Annotated in this window: 16 protein-coding genes; 5 read left to right on the top strand and 11 right to left on the bottom strand. The window is 62.1% G+C overall.

Features of this window, described 5'->3' with window-relative positions:
* Positions 1-15: 15 nt before the first annotated feature.
* Positions 16-1425: an adenylate/guanylate cyclase domain-containing protein gene (locus tag AB7951_RS26805; RefSeq protein ID WP_120287806.1), complete on the bottom strand. Its 1410-nt coding sequence runs from the start codon at positions 1423-1425 to the stop codon at positions 16-18.
* A gap of 137 nt (positions 1426-1562) precedes the next feature.
* Positions 1563-2948: a cytochrome P450 gene (locus tag AB7951_RS26800; protein ID WP_120287807.1), complete on the bottom strand. Its 1386-nt coding sequence runs from the start codon at positions 2946-2948 to the stop codon at positions 1563-1565.
* 210 nt (positions 2949-3158) lie between these two features.
* Between AB7951_RS26800 and AB7951_RS26795 the strand changes: the two genes are divergently transcribed.
* Positions 3159-3989, top strand: a complete 831-nt coding sequence (locus AB7951_RS26795) for a hypothetical protein (protein ID WP_120287808.1) — start codon at positions 3159-3161, stop codon at positions 3987-3989.
* Positions 3990-4224: 235 nt separating this feature from the next.
* Here AB7951_RS26795 and AB7951_RS26790 read toward each other — a convergent pair whose 3' ends face one another.
* Complete coding sequence (locus tag AB7951_RS26790) at positions 4225-5601, bottom strand: hydrolase (RefSeq protein WP_120287809.1); 1377 nt, start codon at positions 5599-5601, stop codon at positions 4225-4227.
* 163 nt (positions 5602-5764) lie between these two features.
* On the opposite strand from AB7951_RS26790, the gene AB7951_RS26785 reads away from it, so the two are divergent.
* On the top strand, positions 5765-7450 hold the full coding sequence (locus tag AB7951_RS26785) for an MFS transporter (RefSeq protein WP_089266903.1): 1686 nt from the start codon (positions 5765-5767) through the stop codon (positions 7448-7450).
* A 68-nt stretch (positions 7451-7518) separates the two neighbouring features.
* Here AB7951_RS26785 and AB7951_RS26780 read toward each other — a convergent pair whose 3' ends face one another.
* The 3 genes from AB7951_RS26780 to obgE form a co-directional block, all read right to left on the bottom strand.
* Positions 7519-7740: a hypothetical protein gene (locus tag AB7951_RS26780; protein ID WP_120287810.1), complete on the bottom strand. Its 222-nt coding sequence runs from the start codon at positions 7738-7740 to the stop codon at positions 7519-7521.
* Between the two features lie 137 nt (positions 7741-7877).
* Complete coding sequence (gene proB / locus AB7951_RS26775; protein WP_092140564.1) at positions 7878-9008, bottom strand: glutamate 5-kinase; 1131 nt, start codon at positions 9006-9008, stop codon at positions 7878-7880.
* A gap of 51 nt (positions 9009-9059) precedes the next feature.
* Positions 9060-10109, bottom strand: coding sequence for a GTPase ObgE (obgE, locus tag AB7951_RS26770; RefSeq protein ID WP_120287811.1), 1050 nt, complete (start codon positions 10107-10109; stop codon positions 9060-9062).
* A 164-nt stretch (positions 10110-10273) separates the two neighbouring features.
* Between obgE and AB7951_RS26765 the strand changes: the two genes are divergently transcribed.
* The gene (locus tag AB7951_RS26765; protein WP_093758225.1) at positions 10274-11191 is read left to right on the top strand and encodes a DMT family transporter; all 918 of its coding nucleotides are present in this window, start codon (positions 10274-10276) and stop codon (positions 11189-11191) included.
* A gap of 173 nt (positions 11192-11364) precedes the next feature.
* Here AB7951_RS26765 and AB7951_RS26760 read toward each other — a convergent pair whose 3' ends face one another.
* The 4 genes from AB7951_RS26760 to AB7951_RS26745 all read right to left on the bottom strand — a co-directional run bounded on the left by AB7951_RS26760 (position 11365) and on the right by AB7951_RS26745 (position 14491).
* Complete coding sequence (locus tag AB7951_RS26760; RefSeq protein ID WP_089266554.1) at positions 11365-11955, bottom strand: GNAT family N-acetyltransferase; 591 nt, start codon at positions 11953-11955, stop codon at positions 11365-11367.
* Between the two features lie 133 nt (positions 11956-12088).
* Positions 12089-12361 carry a 50S ribosomal protein L27 gene (rpmA, locus tag AB7951_RS26755; RefSeq protein WP_068737821.1) on the bottom strand — a complete coding sequence of 91 codons (273 nt, stop codon included), beginning with the start codon at positions 12359-12361 and terminating at the stop codon, positions 12089-12091.
* A gap of 80 nt (positions 12362-12441) precedes the next feature.
* Positions 12442-12936, bottom strand: coding sequence for a 50S ribosomal protein L21 (gene rplU / locus AB7951_RS26750; protein ID WP_120287812.1), 495 nt, complete (start codon positions 12934-12936; stop codon positions 12442-12444).
* Between the two features lie 391 nt (positions 12937-13327).
* Positions 13328-14491, bottom strand: coding sequence for a mandelate racemase/muconate lactonizing enzyme family protein (locus AB7951_RS26745; RefSeq protein ID WP_120288105.1), 1164 nt, complete (start codon positions 14489-14491; stop codon positions 13328-13330).
* Positions 14492-14621: 130 nt separating this feature from the next.
* Here AB7951_RS26745 and AB7951_RS26740 point away from each other — a divergent pair, with 130 nt between their 5' ends.
* Positions 14622-15515: a LysR family transcriptional regulator gene (locus AB7951_RS26740; protein WP_120287813.1), complete on the top strand. Its 894-nt coding sequence runs from the start codon at positions 14622-14624 to the stop codon at positions 15513-15515.
* Between the two features lie 94 nt (positions 15516-15609).
* Here the strand turns inward: AB7951_RS26740 and AB7951_RS26735 are convergent, their stop codons facing one another.
* Positions 15610-16935, bottom strand: coding sequence for a TadE/TadG family type IV pilus assembly protein (locus tag AB7951_RS26735; protein ID WP_120287814.1), 1326 nt, complete (start codon positions 16933-16935; stop codon positions 15610-15612).
* A gap of 245 nt (positions 16936-17180) precedes the next feature.
* Here AB7951_RS26735 and AB7951_RS26730 point away from each other — a divergent pair, with 245 nt between their 5' ends.
* Positions 17181-18275 (top strand): ROK family protein, encoded by a 1095-nt coding sequence (locus tag AB7951_RS26730; protein WP_120287815.1) that lies wholly within the window; start codon positions 17181-17183, stop codon positions 18273-18275.
* Positions 18276-18504 lie beyond the last annotated feature (229 nt).

Genomic DNA, 18504 nt, shown 5'->3' with positions numbered 1-18504 from the left:
TTATGGGATCTCGTGTCACGGAATCTCATAGACCACGATCTTGTCGGCGATGCCGCGCAAGGCGGCGTGCTTCTGGATCGGCGTGATTTCGGCCTTCCGCAGAATAGCTTCCACGGCCAGCGCCGATATCACCGGGCTGGTGACGTGGATCGCCTGCGAGGTTGACAGGCCCTGCACCCTGGCAGCGATATTGACGGTCTGGCCAAAGTAATCCTGCCGCTCGTTCAGCATCACAGCGAGGCAGGGTCCCTCATGGATACCGATTTTGACCACGAGGTCTTTGGTGCCGCGCTCCTCGTTCAGTCGCTCCATCGCGGCGCGCATGCGCAGACCCGCGGCCAGCGCCTGTTCGGGCCGCGTAAAGGTCGCCATGACGGCATCCCCGATGGTCTTCACGACGGCACCGGCTTCCGACGCAATGATCTCCAGCAGTGCGTGGAAATGCGCGCGCACCAGATCGAAGGCTGCGAGATCGCCGACGCGCTCGTACAAGGCCGTCGAGCCCTTGAGGTCGGTGAACAGGAAAGTCAGCGAGGTAATCTTCAGTCGCTGATCGATATTAAGATTGTCGGCCTTGTAGACATCGCGAAAGGTCTGGTTGGTGAGTATCCGCTTGGCCGTGAGGAACGGCTTGCGCTTGCCGATCAGGTGATGGAGGCCCTCGGCCGCGACAAATACCGATGGCAGCACGCGCACCTCGGTCTGGTTCTCGAGGGACAATCGCAACGGTCCGGGTTGCAGCGTGATGGTGCCGGTCGGTGTATGCTGCCGGTTGTAGATCAGCGACAAATGCTGTCGTTCCTTGGTCGGCTCGCCCTGCACGTCAATGAACTGCGCGGCATGGGTTACCGGCTCAAATACGATGACGAATTCCGACGGCAAGTGCAGCGACATCACCGCTTTTTCATGTGCCGGCAATTCCATTGCGTCCAGTGTCACTTCATCGGTGAGTGACGCAAACGATTCCTGATTGAGATCGACGCCTGAGCTCCAGAACACCTGCTTGAAGTATTCCCAGAGCGGCAGCGTATTGGGGTCGTGTGCAGCGATGTGCCTGACGCGCGGTGCGACCGTGAACGCCACCTCGACCTGCTCGTCAACCGACGCTTCATAGCCGCAGGCGCAGAGCCCGCAATGGTAGTCGTCATGGCGCAGCGATTTCAGCGTGCTGTGGGCGTCGAGGACGCCGCTGCAGCCCGGGCACAACACATTCCAGGTCAGGTCGAATAGGCCGAGGCGGGAGGCATGCAGGAAGCCGGAAATGACGCGCTCTTCGTTCAGGCCACGGCGTGCCGCAAAATCCAGCACGTTGATACGATTGAGTTCGTGGTCCGCGCCGTCGCGGATCAGCTGTGCAATGGCATCGGCTACGGCCGAATCGGTCGCCTGGTTCAATGTCGCGAATAGTGCCTGAACATCACTCATGGCATCAGTTTAGGCCAAATAGTCGCTACGTCCAAGACAGGGCTTTGCCGCAGCGCTTCAACTTGTCGTTCCGCCCGCGTGCCATGAGCGCGCGGGGTAACGGGGAAGGCGTGAGGAGAGGGCGTGCTGAAATAACGTCAGCGCCGCTCAATGCGGAACATTGGCGAGCGATCCGGTTGTGTCGTCACCACGCCGATAGGCATGACGGGTGCTTTATCCGGTAGCTCGACGCGGATCGCGCCGATGATTTTCGCTAGCGCTAATGTGGCCTCGACAAGCGCGAAATGCGCGCCGATGCAGACCCGGGCACCGACGCCGAAAGGCAGATAGGCGAAGCGGTCCGGCGGTGTCGCGCCGGGCATGAAACGGGACGGCATGAAGGCGTTGGGCTCGTGCCACAATTTCTCGTGCCGATGCAGTAGCCAGGGCGCGATCAGGATCACGTCCTTGCTGGCGACGGACTGGCCAGCCAGACGATCAGGGCCCGCGGCGGCGCGTGCGATCAGGAAGGCGGGCGGATAGAGCCGCATGGTCTCATCGATCACCGCGCGGGTGAACTTCAGATGCTCCATGTCGAATGTGCCGCTCGCGCTGGCGGCACGGGCTTCGGCCGCGACCTGCTCCTGGGTCGCCGGATCGAGCGTCAGCATATACAGCGCCCAGAATAGCGCCGTTGCCGTCGTCTCATGGCCGGCGAGGATCATCGTCGCCACCTGATCGCCGAGCTGCCCATCGGTGAAGGATGCGCCGGTTTCCGGATCGCGCGCGGCCACCATCAGGTCGAACAGATCGCGCGGCGCGTCGTCGTTCTTGCCGGCGGCGCGACGTGCGGTCATCAGCTCGCCGACGAATCTCGTCCAGCGTCTGCGGAAGAAGGCGCGCGAGATATCCTGCGGCGTCGGCCAGCCCAGCGGCAGCAGCAGATCGAGGAAATGCGGCCGTGCCAGGTTCATGCCGTATTCCATCACGAAGTCGCGCAGCTTCGCGCCATGCTCGGCCATGCCGAAGGAGAACATGGTGCGGCCTGCGATCTCCAGCGTCATCCGCTGCATGATCGCGCGAAGATCCACCGGCTTGCCCTCGGCGCACTGTAAATCGGTGAGCGTATCGTCGACGGCCGAGATCATGTGCGGCACCAAAGTCGTCACCGCGCGCGGCGTGAAAGCCGGCGCCAGGGTGCGGCGCTGGTGTTTCCAGGTGCGGCCTTCGGCGAGCAGCAGGCCCTCGCCGAGCATCGGCCGCAGCACGCGGAATGCAGCGGGCGTGCGGGTATAGTTCTCATAATTGTCCACCAGAACATGGCGGATCGCATCGGGGTCGTTGAGGATGAAGCTGGCATGGCCGAAGAAACGGCCCTTGATGATGTCATCTTCATAGGCGCGCTGGCCCCAGGTTTCGATGGCGCTGCGGCGCATCGCGGACATTCGCCCCAGCGCACCCATGTTCTCGGGCGCACGTGGCGGGCTCGGCGGCACCAGGGGCGCTCGCGCAGCGGAGAAATCGTAGACCTCGGCAATGCTCACGATGGGCCTCGCAATTGATCCAGGGACCGGAGCGTCTCGTCATTATAGCAGGCGTCCATCCGCGCGCCATGGAGGCGTCGATGGAAAGCGTGGCCGCAACGTACGCATCGACCAATATTGCGGTCCAGCGGGCGCATCCCTCGGAACGATACTCACGCATGCACATTAGGGAGGCAGTGGCTCCATATCGGACCGGCCTGAGGATTTAAAATGATCGATACCGTTGTCGTCCAACCCGCAGCAAGCGTCGACGAACCGCAAACCTCCGGCGTATCGTGGGCTGCGGTTGCAGCCGGTGCCGTGGTTTCGCTCGCACTGACGCTCGTCCTGATTGCCTTTGGCACAGGTCTCGGTCTGTCTGTCGTGTCTCCGTGGGCAAGTTCCGGCGCCTCCGCGACCACGTTCAAGATCACGACCGGTATCTACCTTATCGTCATCGCGATGATCTCGTCATCGCTCGGTGGTTATATTGCCGGCCGTCTGCGGTCGCGCTGGATCGGCGTGCATTCGGACGAAGTCTACTTTCGTGACACCGCGCATGGATTCCTAGCCTGGTCGTTCGCGACGGTTTTGGGAGCGATCCTGTTGGCATCTCCAGCAACCACTTTGCTGAGCGGAGCCGCGTCGGGTGTTGCTGCCGGTGCAACCGCTGCTGCAGCCCAGTCAGGTCCGAGCGATGGCTACCTGGATTCGCTGCTGCGTCCGACAACGCCGTCGGCCGATGGCACCAGCGCGGAAGCGCGTGGTGAACTGTCACGTGTGATGGCTGCCAGTTTCCGTGGTGGAGAGCTCAAGCCTGCCGACCGCAGCTACGTCAACAAGGTTGTCGCCAGCCGCACCGGTCTGAGCGAGGCAGATGCCGACAAGCGCGTCACTGAAGTCAGCAACGATGCGAAGACCGCGGTGGATGCCGCACGCAAGGCCGCGATGCAGCTCGCATTCTGGCTCACGGCGTCGCTGCTGATCGGCGCCTTCTCCGCCAGCCTTGCCGCGACGGAAGGTGGCGGGCTTCGTGACGGGACCTGGAAGAAGCGTCGTTAACCCCAATCAAAGGAGACAACCATGCCCATTCTTCTGTGGCTACTCGGAATCCCGCTTCCCCTCATCATCCTGGTACTGTTGCTGCGATAACAGAATAACGAAGGAGCCCCGCACATGGCGGGGCTCTTTGCGATTTCGAACAATGCCTCATGCGATCTGACCGGAGACGCGCAGGGAAGTCAGCAAAGCGGTTATATAGAAAGCCAGACCGCTGAGGCGCGCGAGTTGGCGTGATCTACTCGGTGAATTCCGCCACCGTGATCCGGTTTTCCGACGCCGGCCAGGCGCGCGCCACGATCCGCTCCTGATTGAACAGCGCTGCCACCGGACGTCCGATGTCCGTGGCCGGAAGGCGGATAGTCGAGAGCGAATCCGTGGGCACGCCGGCTTTCACGTCGGTCGGCTCCTTGCCGTCGAGCAGCACGACATCGCGCGGTAATCCAAAATATCCACGGACGCGCGACATCGACACCACTGCACCGGCATTGGCATCGGTGGGTCCCAGCGGCTGGCCGGCGCGCAGATGCACGACGTCGGACGAGCGGGGGAATGGCGAGCGATAGGAATGCGTGATCGGCGCTCCGGCCGATGTCAGGACGATCTCGACAGGCCAGGTCGGATCGACCTGAACGGGACCCCAGCGGCCATCGGCGGATGTGCGGGCCGAATTGAGCGCTGCCCCGATCCGCTCGCCCGTGTCCGGCGCCACGCGGTACACCTCGACCAGGGCATCCGCGACCGGCCGGTTGGTGGGCACGCCGCCAGGCGTGCCGGTGACGAGACCGCTGATTTTCACCTCAGCTTCCGGCGCGATATCGATCCGCACGGGCTCGCGGCCGACGATAAATTTGTAGATCTCGCGGAAGGCACGGGGGTGAAAGCCGGTTTCGCGATGATCGATGGCACCGAGGACCAGATTGGTGGCGCCGCGCAGCGCCGGACCATCGGAGGTGACGCCGGTGGCCACGCCCGGCTTGCCGAGCAGGCGACCGTCGGCCTGCGCATATTTGTCGATGCCATCGCTGCGGAGGGTGAGGAAAGCGGTGTCTTCGGTCACCTCAGGGCCTTCGCCGGGATTGAGGCTCTTGAGGAACGGGCTGCGGCCATTGAATTCGCTGCCGGGACTATCGGTCCCGTCGAACACGCCGTGATTGGGGGTGCCGCACAGGACGGCGTGGCTGACATCGGCGCTGCCGCCATTCTTGATGTAATTGCGCACCGCATTGCCGCCGCGCGAATTGGCGACCAGCGCCACTTTCGCAGCACCAGTGCGCTTTTTCAGTTCCGCGATGGCTTCGCCGAGTTCGCGGCGCTGGTCTTCGGTGGAGGAGCGGCCCTGCTGCGCCACAGCATCGTCGGAACGCGCCAGCGGATCGGTGAAATTGAGTGCCATCAGCCGGTTGCGCGGGACGCCATTGGTTTCCATGCGCCAGATCTGCGTCATCCAGAGCGCCGCGTGGTCGCCATTGCCGTGGACGAACAGGATCGGGGGAATGTCGGAACCCGCAGTCGTGCCGGGGCCGGTCTGTGCTGCGGCCTCGAAACGGAGCGCATGGGCGGCTAGCGGCAGCATCGCTGCGCCCGTGAGTATTGTCCGTCGCGACAGCGCCATGGCTGGTCTCCCTCTATCTGCGCACATCCGACGCCTGCCACTGTGATAGCGGAGCAGGCACTGGACAGACAACGCGTTTCGCAGGCATCAACTTGATGTGCCCGCGGGGAATCAGACCCGCATGGCCCTGCAGTCGCTATCTGCAGCAGACGACGGGACGATGATGGCCGAAGCAGCGAAACCAGTGGTTCTTCCCTCCGACGGCATTGCCGCCCCGCTGCGGTTTGCGGTGTTCCGGCGGATCTGGCTCGCCAGCCTGCTGTCCAATCTGGGCCTGATGATCCAGAGCGTGGGCGCTGCCTGGGCCATGACGCAGATGACCGCGTCGGCCGACAAGGTGGCGCTGGTGCAGACCGCCTTGATGCTGCCGATCATGCTGATCTCGATGCCGGCGGGCGCCGTGGCCGACATGTATGACCGCCGTGTCGTGTCGCTGGCTTCGCTGGTGCTGTCGCTGGTCGGCGCCTGCGTACTGACCATGCTGGACTGGACCGGTCACATCACGCCGAACATCCTGCTCGCCTTCTGCTTCATCATCGGCAGCGGCATGGCGCTGTTCGGACCGGCCTGGCAATCCTCGGTCGGCGAGCAGGTGCCGCCGGAGGTACTGCCATCCGCCGTGGCACTGAACGGCATCAGTTACAATATCGCGCGCAGTTTCGGCCCGGCGATCGGCGGCATCGTGGTCGCCACCGCCGGTGCCGTCGCAGCCTTCGCGGCCAATGCGGTGCTCTACATCCCGTTGCTGGTGGTGCTGTTCCTGTGGCGTCGCAAGGTCGATGTGTCGCGGCTGCCGCGTGAGCGGCTGAGCCGGGCCATCGTGTCCGGCGTGCGTTACATTGCTAATTCGCCGTCGATCAAGATCGTGCTGACGCGCACGCTGATCACCGGCATCTGCGGTGGTTCGGTCTCGGCGCTGATGCCGCTGGTTGCGCGCGACCTGCTGCATGGCGGCGCGCAGACCTACGGAATCATGCTCGGAGCTTTCGGCATGGGTGCGGTGATCGGCGCAATGAATATTGGGCATGTCCGCAAGCATCTGAGCGGCGAAAGTTCGATCCGGGCCTGCGCGCTGATCATGGGCGTCGCGATTGCCGTCGTCGCGGTCAGCAGCGAGCCGGTCATCACTGCGGCGGCGCTGGTGGTGGCCGGCTCGGTCTGGATGCTGGCGGTCGCGCTGTTCAATATCGGCGTACAGCTCTCGGCGCCGCGCTGGGTTGCCGGACGTTCGCTCGCCGCCTTTCAGGCTGCGATTGCCGGCGGCATCGCGATTGGCAGTTGGGGCTGGGGGCATCTCACAGACATGGTCGGCGTCGAAGCGGCATTGCTGGTGTCGGGCGGAGCGATGTTTCTCTCGCCGCTGTTTGGCCTGTTCCTAAGGATGCCGCCGACCGGCGCGCGCGACGAGGATGCGGAGCGTCTTGAAGATCCGGAAGTGCAGCTGCAATTGACCGCGCGCAGTGGTCCGCTGGTGGTGGAGATCGAATATCGCGTGGATCAAGAGAATGCGCGCGCATTCCACGGCGTGATGCAGGACGTGCAGCTCTCGCGCCAGCGCAACGGCGCCTATGGGTGGTCTATCGCGCGCGATATCGCTGATCCCGAATTGTGGACCGAACGCTACCACTGCCCGACCTGGCTCGATTTCCTGCGCCAGCGTAATCGTTCGACGCAGTCCGAGCGCGCTTTGTATCAGCGCGCGGCGGACTATCATCTGGGGCCGGATCCGGTTCGCGTGCGCCGCATGCTGGAGCGGCCGTTCGGTTCGGTGCGCTGGAAGGACGATACGCCCGATCGCGCAGCGACCGAGGTGCTTCCTGTCGCGACGCCGGCCGGCAGCAGCGGTTAGAGCTTCTTATCTTGACGCGTTTTCCTGACGCGAACCGGTGCTCACTTCGCTCGAAAACGCTAGTCGCGCTATTGATTATTCTCGGCGAGAACTTTCGCGCAGGCCTTGCTGAGCTTCGAACGGTTTTCCTTGAGGCAGCTGAGCACGACCATGTCACCATCGTTCATCTTGGCGCGGCAGAAGCGCGAGACGTCGCGTGAACAGGCCGACTGATTGGCCGATGTGTTGCTGCCCTGCGCGAAAGCGGACGTTGCGATCAGCAGGAACGGGATGATCAAAAGTCGGGTCATGAAATGGGCCTCCCTAAAAATTGGCTATCTGACTCTATGGCGCGCAACGAAGTACGCGGGAATGGCGCAATGATGGCGAGCGTTCGGCGCCAAGTTTACGGATTGCGCGTTACGTCATTCAGGCGAAGCATCGCTGCTTAACTTCGTGATCCCGAAATCACGAGATCGTCGCGATGGATCATTTCGGCGCGGCCGCTGATCCCAAGAATAATCATCACGTCCGGAGATGAGCGGCCTTTGATCTTCTCAGCATTGTCTGCGTCATAAGCCACGAGGCCGCGGCCAATTTCGTGCGTGTCCGGTCCACGCACGATAACGGCGTCGCCGCGTGCGAAGTCACCTTCCACCTTGATGACGCCGGCAGGCAGCAGACTCTTGCCGGCACGGAGTGCGGCGACAGCACCTGCATCAATAGTCAGCGTGCCTTTCGGTTCCAGCGATCCCGCAATCCAGCGTTTGCGCGCAGTGACGGGATTTGCAGGAGTCAGGAACCAGGTACACAGGCCGCCATCGGCGATCTTCTGCAGTGGATGCTCGACCTTGCCGGACGCGATGATCATATGCGTGCCCGCGGTGGTCGCGATCTTGGCAGCTTCGATCTTGGTGTACATGCCGCCGCGCGACAATTCGCTCTCGGCAGCGCCCGCCATGCCTTCGATCTCGGCAGTGACGCTGTCGACGATGGGAATCAGCTTCGCATCGGGATTGGCGCCGGGTGGTGCAGTGTAGAGCCCGTCGATATCCGACAGTAGCACCAGCAGATCGGCGGATGCCATGGTCGCGACGCGCGCCGCGAGGCGATCATTGTCGCCATAGCGGATCTCGTTGGTCGCCACAGTGTCGTTCTCGTTGATGACCGGCACCGCGCGCCATTCCAGCAGTTTGCCGATGGTCGAGCGCGCATTGAGGTAACGACGACGTTCCTCGGTGTCCTGCAGCGTCACGAGAATCTGTCCGGCGCCGATGCCGTGATGGCCCAGTACTTCCGACCAGATGCGCGCCAGCGCGATCTGCCCGACGGCAGCGGCGGCCTGGCTCTCTTCGAGCTTCAGCGGACCGCGCGGAAGCTTGAGGCGGCTGCGGCCGAGCGCGATCGAGCCTGACGAGACCACGAGGACGTCGCGACCGTCCGCATGCAGCTTGGCGATATCGGCGGCCAACGCCGCAAGCCATTTGGCCCTGACTTCGCCGGCCGCGGAATCGATCAGCAGCGACGAGCCAACCTTGACGACGATACGGCGAAAGTTCTTCAGCTCGGGGCGCGACATGATGTGGGCTTTGGCAGGACGTGTAATGCTTGGACGGACGTGAGAGGCAGGTTAGCTCGTCGCCGGCGCCCATGGCGCAGACTGCGCTGCGCTCTTGGCCTTGTCCGACACCGGCGCCTCGCCGATCACTGCAACGAGCGCACGCAATGCGTCCGGCACGCCTTCGCCCGTTGCGCCCGAGATCAGCAGCGGCGTCTGCTTCGCAGCGCGCTTCAACCGGTCCTTCTGCTTCTTCAACTCGTCCGGCTCGACCGCATCGATCTTGTTGAGCGCGACGATCTCGACCTTGTTGGCAAGGTCGCCCTCATAGGCATCGAGTTCGGCGCGGACGGTCTTGTAGGCCTTGCCCGCATGTTCGCAGGTCGCATCGATCAGATGCAGCAGCACGCGGCAACGCTCGACATGGCCGAGGAAGCGATCGCCGAGGCCGGCGCCTTCATGCGCGCCCTCAATCAGGCCGGGAATGTCGGCCAGCACGAATTCGCGCGCATCGACATCGACGACGCCGAGCTGCGGATGCAGCGTCGTGAACGGATAGTCCGCGATCTTCGGCCGCGCAGCGCTGACCTTGGAGAGGAACGTGGACTTGCCGGCATTGGGCAGTCCGACGAGGCCTGCGTCCGCAATCAGTTTCAGCCGCAGCCAGATCCAGCGCTCTTCGCCGGGCTGGCCGGGATTGGCATTGCGCGGTGCGCGGTTGGTCGATGACTTGAAGTGAGCGTTGCCGAAGCCGCCATTGCCGCCTTCGGCCAGCACATAGGTCTCGCCGAGCTTGGTGAAGTCGTGGATCAGCGTCTCGCGATCCTCATCGATGATCTGCGTGCCGACCGGAACTTTGAGCGTGATCGGCTTGCCATTGGCGCCATGGCGATCCTTGCCCATGCCATTGGTGCCGCGCGGCGCCTTGAAGTGCTGCTGGTAGCGATAGTCGATCAGCGTGTTGAGGCCGTCGACCACTTCAATGATGACATCGCCACCGCGGCCGCCATTGCCGCCGGAGGGACCGCCGAACTCGATATACTTCTCGCGGCGAAAGGCCACGCAGCCGTTTCCGCCGTCGCCGGAGCGAATGTAAACCTTGGCTTCATCGAGGAATTTCATAGCGTATCCGTATCGCAGGGGGGTGGTCGCGGCAACCACTTCGTCGCCGGAGCATCGTGAAAAGCCCTTATTTGGGGGCCTTGCTGCGCATCAGGTGACGTCCTAAACGACTCATCTTGCCGTTAACCAAGCGTGCGCATTCCGCGACTTTCCTACAGGCTCATATAGGCATGTTTGCGACCATTTCGACCGCAGCCGACAATCGTGCCGCCCGGCTGGCCGGTATCGGCCTGATGCTCCTGGGCATCAGCATGTTCTCCTGCGGCGATGCGATCGGCAAATTCCTCGTCGGCACCTATTCGGTCGGGCAATTGATGCTGCTGCGGGCCTGCGCGGCGCTGGCGCTGCTGGCGCCGTCGATCTGGCGGCATCGTGCGGACTTCCTGCAGCTCGATCGGCCGGGTCTGCAGCTCATTCGCGTGGTGCTGTCGACACTGGAAGTCGCGGCGTTCTTCTGGGCGGCGGCCTATCTGCCGCTGGCGGATGTCATCACCTATTATTTGGCCTGTCCGATCTTCGTCACCGCGGGCTCCGCGATCTTTCTCCGCGAATCTGTCGGCTGGCGGCGTTGGAGCGCGATCTTCGTCGGCTTCTGCGGTGTACTGATCGCGCTGCAGCCGTCGGCGCAGACGGTGACATGGCCGGCGCTGATCGCGCTCGGCGGCAGCCTGTCCTTCGCCGCGCTGATGCTCATCACCCGCTCGTTGCGTTCCGCGCCGGACGTCGTGCTCGCGACGACCCAGTTTATCGGCACGTTTACTTTCGGCGCCGTATTCACGGCGTTCGGATGGGTGACGCCCGATCTGCGCGATCTCGGCCTGTTCTTTCTGGCGGGCGTTGTCTCGGTCTGCGCGCTGCTCTGCGTCAATCGCTCGCTGAAGCTGGCGCCGGCGAGCACTGTGGTGCCGTATCAGTATTCGATGATCATCTGGGCGGTGATCTTCGGCTATCTCGTGTTCGGCGAATTGCCGTCGTGGGCCACGCTGATCGGTGCGGCAGTCATCATCGCAGCAGGGCTCTATATCTTCCTGCGCGAGCAGCAGCTCGGAAAGATCGCCGACGAAGTACCGCCAGCGGTGTGAACTTCTTTTCCCTCTCCCCCAGCGCAGCGAAGCTGCGCGCCGTGGGAGAGGGTGGATCGAACACGCGAAGCGGGTTCGAGACGGGAGAGGGAGAGCCATGGAACGAGAGCCTGTCCCCTCTCCCGCCTCGCGAAGCTTCGCTTCGCGCGGGGGAGAGGGGAAGTAAGAGTCGTTCACCGTCGCGTCGACGTTCCCCAGTTCTTCAGCGAACTCCACACGCCCCTTGTCAGCTTGAAGCAGTCGACCGGTGTTGACGAGCCGATCGCTTCGAAGCGGTGCAGTTGAACACCACTCCACTGGAAGCCGCACTTCTCCAGGATGTTGCGCGACGACGGATTGGCGACGCGCGCGCCCGAGATCAGGTGATCGATATCGAATTCGTCGAATGCGTAATCGATCGCGGCACGTGCGGCCTCGGTCGCAAAACCCTGGCCCCAGTGATCGACGCCGAGCCAGTAGCCGAGCTCCGGCGATTCGGCTTCGCGCCAGTCGATTCCGACCATGCCGATGGGGCGACGATCGAGTTCGATCAGGAACACGCTGTCGCTTGCCGTGCCGCTCAGCGAATTGACGAAATCGACTGCGTGATCCTGCTGATACGGGAAGGGCAGGCGACGCGTCATCTCGGCGATGCGGCGATCATTGGCGAGAAGCGCGATGGCTTTTACGTCCGCGAGTGTCGGCTTGCGCAAGGCCAGCCGTTCGGTCTCGAGGACGCAGCCTCTGGTTTCTCTCAACGTCGGGGTCGGAATATCCTGCAACATCTCGGGCTCCTGTGTGCGCCCCGAAGCGACGCACCAAACGAAAAGGGGAGGCCGGTTTCCCGCCTCCCCTGGAGCCCAATTTTGGCGCTCCGCCGGTTCAACAGGACCCGGCGGACTCCAATGTGTCCACCGTTTATTCGGCCGCGGCTTCAGTAATCGGGAGTACCGATACGAAAGTGCGGCCGTTCGATTTGGCGCGAAACTCCACGTGGCCTTCGACTTTGGCGAACAGGGTATGGTCTGTGCCCATGCCGACATTAAGGCCGGGGTGCCAGGTGGTGCCGCGCTGACGCGCAATGATGTTGCCGGGAATCACGCGTTCGCCGCCGAACGCCTTCACGCCGAGGCGCTTGCCAGCCGAATCGCGGCCGTTGCGCGATGAACCGCCTGCTTTTTTATGAGCCATAGCCCGTCTCCGATCTCGATAAGTTCTAGATCAATTCCTTGAAGGAATTGTCTCACAGATTCTCAACTTTTCGCAGCGGCTTATTCCGCGGCGGGCTTTTTCTTCGCAGCCGGCTTCTTGGCTGCAGCAGGCTTGGCGGCGGCTGCCTTCGGAGCAGCGGCCTTCTTCGCCGGCGCCTTCTTGGCAGGAGCTTCGTCGCCATCAATCGGAGCGGCCACGACCGGCTTCTCACGCTTCGGGCGAGGTCCGATGGTCGGCGCCTTGCCGTCGGCCAGGATCTCGGTGATGCGGATCATCGTGAGCTCGTCACGGTAGCCACGCTTGCGCTTCGAATTCTTGCGGCGGCGCTTCTTGAAAGAGATGACCTTGGGGCCGCGCTTGTGGTCGAGCACTTCGGCCGCAACCGACGCGCCGGCCACCAAAGGCAGGCCGAGCACAGGCGTATCACCGCCCAGCACGAGAACTTCACCAAGCTGCACGATCGTTCCGACATCGCCGGCGATCTTGCCAATCTCGAGCACATCATCCGGAACGACGCGGTATTGCCGGCCGCCGGTTTTGATGACTGCGAACATCGTTATATTCCTTCGTGTTCGATCCCATCCTCGGATCAGATCCGGGACGGCTTCTTGTTCAGTCGATAAGGGTTCACCGCGACTTCCAGGAAGTCGCGCATCTTTGCGTTTTTGGTCGACGTTGCGACCCCACGCAAAAACAATCGGCGCCAAGCAAAGCTTGCGCCGAAGCGTGCTTTATAGAGGGTGAAGGCGGAGAGTCAAGGAAAGACGGGCGAAAAGCGAGCCAAAAACAGAGTCTTGGCGGGAGCTTCGTCCTCTCAGTTGTCATCCCCGGGCTTGACCCGGGGATCCATCTTTGCAGTGCGTTTTGCGGAAGATGGATGGCCGGGTCAGGCCCGGCCATGACAGCGTTTTATATTTCCCGCCAGTACCTTAGCGGGGCCAAGCCTCACGACGCCAGGTTGCGCATTTCCTTGATCAGGTCGGACTTGCCCTCGAATCCGATGCCCGGGAGTTCCGGCATGGTGATGTGACCATCCACCACCTTCACGCCGTCCGGGAACCCGCCATAGGGCTGGAACAGGTCCGGATAGGACTCATTGCCGCCGAGGCCGAGACCGGCCGCGATGTTCAGCGACATCTGATGGCCGCCATGGGGGATGCAGCGGCGCCAGGACCAGCCGTAAGACTTCAGCATGTCGAGCGTGCGGAGATACTCGACGAGGCCGTAGCTGAGTGCGCAGTCGAATTGCAGCCAGTCGCGGTCCGAGCGCATGCCACCATAGCGGATCAGGTTGCGTGCATCCTGCATCGAGAACAGGTTTTCGCCGGTCGCCATCGGACCGGGATAATGCTCGGCGAGCTTTGCCTGCAGCTCGTAATCGAGCGGGTCGCCGGCTTCCTCGTACCAGAACAGGTCGTATTCGCGCAGTGCCTTGGCATAGGCGACGGCCGTGTCGAGATCGAAGCGGCCATTGGCGTCGACAGCGAGTTTAGCCCCTGCCGGAAGCAGTTTCAGCACATGCTCGATGCGCTTGCAGTCGTCGGCCAGCAGCGCGCCGCCGATCTTCATCTTCACGACATTGTAGCCGCGATCGAGATAGCCCTTCATTTCCGAGGCGAGGCCTTCAAGACCCTTGCCGGGATAGTAGTAGCCGCCCGCGGCATAGACGAAGACCTTCGGGTCAGCGGTGGTGCCATAGCGTTCGGCGAGCAAACGGAACAGTGGCTTGCCCGCGATCTTGGCGACCGCATCCCACACCGCCATGTCGATGGTGCCGATCGCGACCGAGCGCTCGCCGTGGCCGCCCGGCTTCTCGTTGGTGAACATGGTGGCCCACACCTTGTGCGGGTCGATATTGTCGCCTGACGCGTCGATCAGGCTGTCGGGTTTGGCTTCCAGGATGCGCGGCGCGAAGCGTTCGCGGATCAGGCCGCCCTGGCCGTAGCGGCCGTTGGAATTGAAGCCGTAACCGATCACCGGCTTGCCGTCGCGGATCACGTCGGTGACCACGGCAACCAGGCTCAGCGTCATTTTGCTGAAGTCGATGAAGGCGTTAGCGATAGGGGAGGCAATCGGGGCGGTACGCTCCCGGATGTCGACGATGCGCATGAGGCGCTCCTGCGGCTGGGGTGAGATGGGCTTGCGGAGAGGCATACGCCTCTCTTAGCCATCTCTGAAATGGTCATTTTTCATGTAAGAAGTTCCAAGATAAGATGGCTGGTACCATTGCGGACGTCCCATGCAAAGCTTCGATCCAATTTCACTCCGCCTGTTCATCGCTGTCTGCGAGGAGCGCAATATCGCCAATGCCGCAAAGCGCGAGGCCATCGTGCCCTCAGCGGTGAGCAAGCGTATCAGTCAGATGGAGCAGGAGGCCGGCGTGCAATTGCTCGAACGGGGCCGCCGCGGCGTCACAGTGACGGCGGCCGGTGAAGCGCTGTGTCGCTATGCACGGGAGTCGTTGCAATTGCTCGACCGGATGCAGGCCGAACTCGGCGCCTTCGCCGATGGCGTGCAGGGCCATGTGCGCGTGTTTGCCAGTAAGTCGGCGGTGGCGCAGGTGCTGCCGGAAGACATCAGCCTGTTCGCCAAGCGCTATCGCGACGTGCGCGTCAGTCTGGAAGAGCGCGAGATCTGGGAGGTCGTCCGCGGAGTCGAGGAAGGGCGCGCCGATATCGGCGTCTGCTGGGATGCGGTTGACCTGCGCGGCCTCAAGACGTTTCCCTATCACCGCGATCATCTCGCGGTGGTGGTGCACCCCGATCATCCGCTTGCGAAACGCACGTCAGTGTCGTTCGAGGATACGATCGACTTCGAGCATGTCGATATCGTCGCGCGGAGCATCATGCAAACCATGCAGCGAAGCGTCGCGGCTGCGGCCGGCAAGCAGATGCGCTACCGCATTCAAGTTTCCACCGTGGATGCCGCCTATCGCATTGTCGCGGCGCAACTGGCCGTCGCGATCATTCCGCAGGAAGAAGCGTCCACGATCCAGCAGACGCTGGGGCTGAAGGTCATCCCGCTCAGCAATGACTGGGCGAAGCGGCAATTCGTCGTCGCCGTGCGCGACAAGGGCCTGAGTCGGCCGGCGCAATTGCTGCTGGAAAGCCTGAAGGAAAGCGCGAGCGAATGAGCATTCGCCACAGTGCAGTGTCGTGCGTGATCTTGAAGATGAATCACGCAGTCGATCTCGCGGAGCTAGCCGACTTGCTCGGTCGTTGCGCCGGCTAGCGGCTCACGCGGGCATCGGCAACGGCACGCTGAAACAACGCTGTCATCGCGTCCGAGATGCCCTGGGTCGGGCTGACCTCAAAATAGAAGCCTGGCGAAGCGCAGCTCTGCATATTGCTGGCGATCTGGCTGTTGGGTGAAGGTCCGTAAGGACCAGCGTTGAATGGTGCGATCCAGCTATTGTACCAGGCATTGGTCGGAAGTGCGAGGTAGGTCGTGTAAAGCACGGCAATCTTGATGCCGCGATTCTTCAACGTGGTGCAAAGCGCTGGATTGATCGGCGACTGGCATCGTCCACCAGTCGTCGGTTTCAGGCAGTTGCCGGGATTGTATTCGTCAGCCACGCCATCGGATACGAAGAAGAGATATTTGAGCGGTGCACCGGCTGTACCGGCTCCGGGGGCGCTGATGGCGGTGTTGATCGCCGGGAATATAGCGCTGTAGCCGGTGTCCTGATCGTTGTTGTCGTTCTGGCCGTTCACCGTCATCAAGTCGATGTTTCCGGCCGCCGTCTTCGCACTTGAGAGGCTGGACGACAATGTGAACAGGGCTCTCAAACCGGACGTCGAGGCGGCCGCGCCGAAGTCGTAGATCGCCATGCGGAACTGGTTGGAATAGGTCTGCGTACTGGCCGCGGTATCCATCAACTTCTGGGTGGCTGTACGCAGCACGTCGATGCGCGTGATCACGCCAAGTGTCTTGGCGAGTTTGTAGTAGTTGTTGCTGTTGTTGAGGTCGTGGCAGGCAAAGGCGCAGCTGTCCGACGTATTCTTGACCATCAGAGCCACGTCGGCCGGTGTTGCGCCGACGCCCATGGATGGCGAATTGTCGAGCAGCAGATAGAAATCGATGTAATTCGGCATCGTCGCCGTCGCGACAGAACTGCCGGTAACGGTCATTTTGGAAAAGCCCATGACGGATGTGAGACTGGTCGGCACATCCGCCGAGAATTGCATAGTGGCCGTCACGACGCCGTTGGCGCGATTGACGGTCGCTGTCGTGCTGGTCAGCGTGAAGCCGGTCCTGCCGGACGTGTTGCCCTTGAAAATATTGATTGCGTCGACGTCGCCCCCGGGGACGGCGCCGTCCGCCGCCATCGAACCTGCGGTAATGAATGCAGCAGACTTCTGCACGATGGAGCCGACGCTCGCAGTATCAAGGGCGGCTTGCAGTTGAGATCTGATCTGTAGTGCACGCGTATAGTCGACCGCGGCGCCAACCATGGAAATAAGGGGGATGCATGTGATCGCGAATATGATCGCGACATTGCCGCGCCGGTCGCGGCGAAAACGATCGGTTAGCCCAAGGAATGACTTCAGCATGAATACGCACCCGTATGAATGCAGAGATAATTACCTGAGCTGATAAATTTACTGTTAGGTCGATCGCAGAAAGGTAGTGGCTTGGGTTGCTGCCCTGTTGGTTAGTTAAGGATGTTCTACCGGTATCATTGAAACCGGCTCGCGCGACCGACGCAAAAGGTGAGCGGTACGATCATCCCGGCGGGGCGATGAAACAAACCGGCTCCCGGAGCATTGTCATGCGGTTCTAGTCTGGCAGGGGCAATATGGCTGAAGACACAATGACGACCGTCGGCATCGGCAATCACGGTGCCAAGCGGCTGCCGTCCGTCGATGTGGATACGTTCAACATCGAGCTGAAGGACGACAACGGCTTTCTCGGTGACCGCGCCAGCAAGGGCGCTTTTCAGCGCATACTGGATGATCTCAGAAAGCCATTGAAGAAAAACGGCGACGATCCGCTCGGCAAAAAGGCTGCCAACGAGATCAGTAAATCCAGCCTCGACGAAATCCTGCTTGGCGACGATGTGGCCGCGGCTGCGCTCGTCCATGGTGCGATCGAAGAATTCGCGCGGGAGCTGGCTTATGTCACGCAGCGCTTCTTCAAGACGAAGGCCTGGGCAGATACGGAATGCATCGTGGTCGGCGGCGGTTTCCGCCAGAGCCGTGTCGGGGAACTCGTCATTGCGCGTACGGACATCATTCTCAAGGCCGAGGATCTCAAAGTTACGTTGGTGCCGATCCGGTTTCATCCAGATGAAGCCGGCCTGATCGGTTGCCTGCATCTGGCGCCGTCATGGATTTTCGAAGGTTACGACAGCATTCTTGCGGTCGACATCGGCGGCTCCAACATCCGTTGTGGCGTGGTCGAAACCGCATGGAAGAAATCGAAGGATCTCTCCAAGGCCGCGGTGTGGAAGTCCGATCTCTGGAAACATGCCGATGATGAGCCGACGCGTGAAGGCGCCGTCAAGCGGCTGGTGAAGATGCTGAAGGATCTGATCTCCGCCGCCGACAATGAAGGCCTCAAGCTGGCGCCGTTCATCGGCATCTCGTGCCCGGGGGTGATCAACGAAGACGGCACCATCGCGAAGGGAGCGCAGAATCTTCCGGGTAATTGGGAAAGCAGTAAGTTCAACCTGCCGGCCTTGCTCGCCGAAGGCATTCCCACAATCGGGGATCACGATACTGCGGTGCTCATGCACAATGACGGCGTTGTCCAAGGCCTCAGTGAAGTTCCTTTCATGCAGGACTTCGAACGCTGGGGCGTGCTGACGATCGGAACGGGGCTGGGCAATGCTCGCTTCACCAACCGCAAGAAAGAGAAGGACGACAAGAAAGCGAAGAAAGACAAGGATTGAGCAGGACCGTTGAGCGTCCCGGTGCCGCCTCGGCCAATGGCCGAGTGCATGCATCCGTCGGCGAATCATCCTGGCGCCGCCATGGCTCGTCATGCCGCGCGTCCAACCATAGCGTGCGTTGCCGCTGCGAATCTGCAACGAAAAGGCTGGCTTCCCAGTCTACGCGCCAGCCAGAGCCAGCTTTTGCGGCTCTGCGGGCAATTGGGTGCGGATTTTCCGCTCTGCCCGT

It is taken from the genome of Tardiphaga sp. 285_C5_N1_2 (assembly GCF_052076065.1).
GTDB lineage: Bacteria > Pseudomonadota > Alphaproteobacteria > Rhizobiales > Xanthobacteraceae > Tardiphaga > Tardiphaga robiniae.
This window is presented reverse-complemented; position numbering and strand designations above follow the sequence as displayed.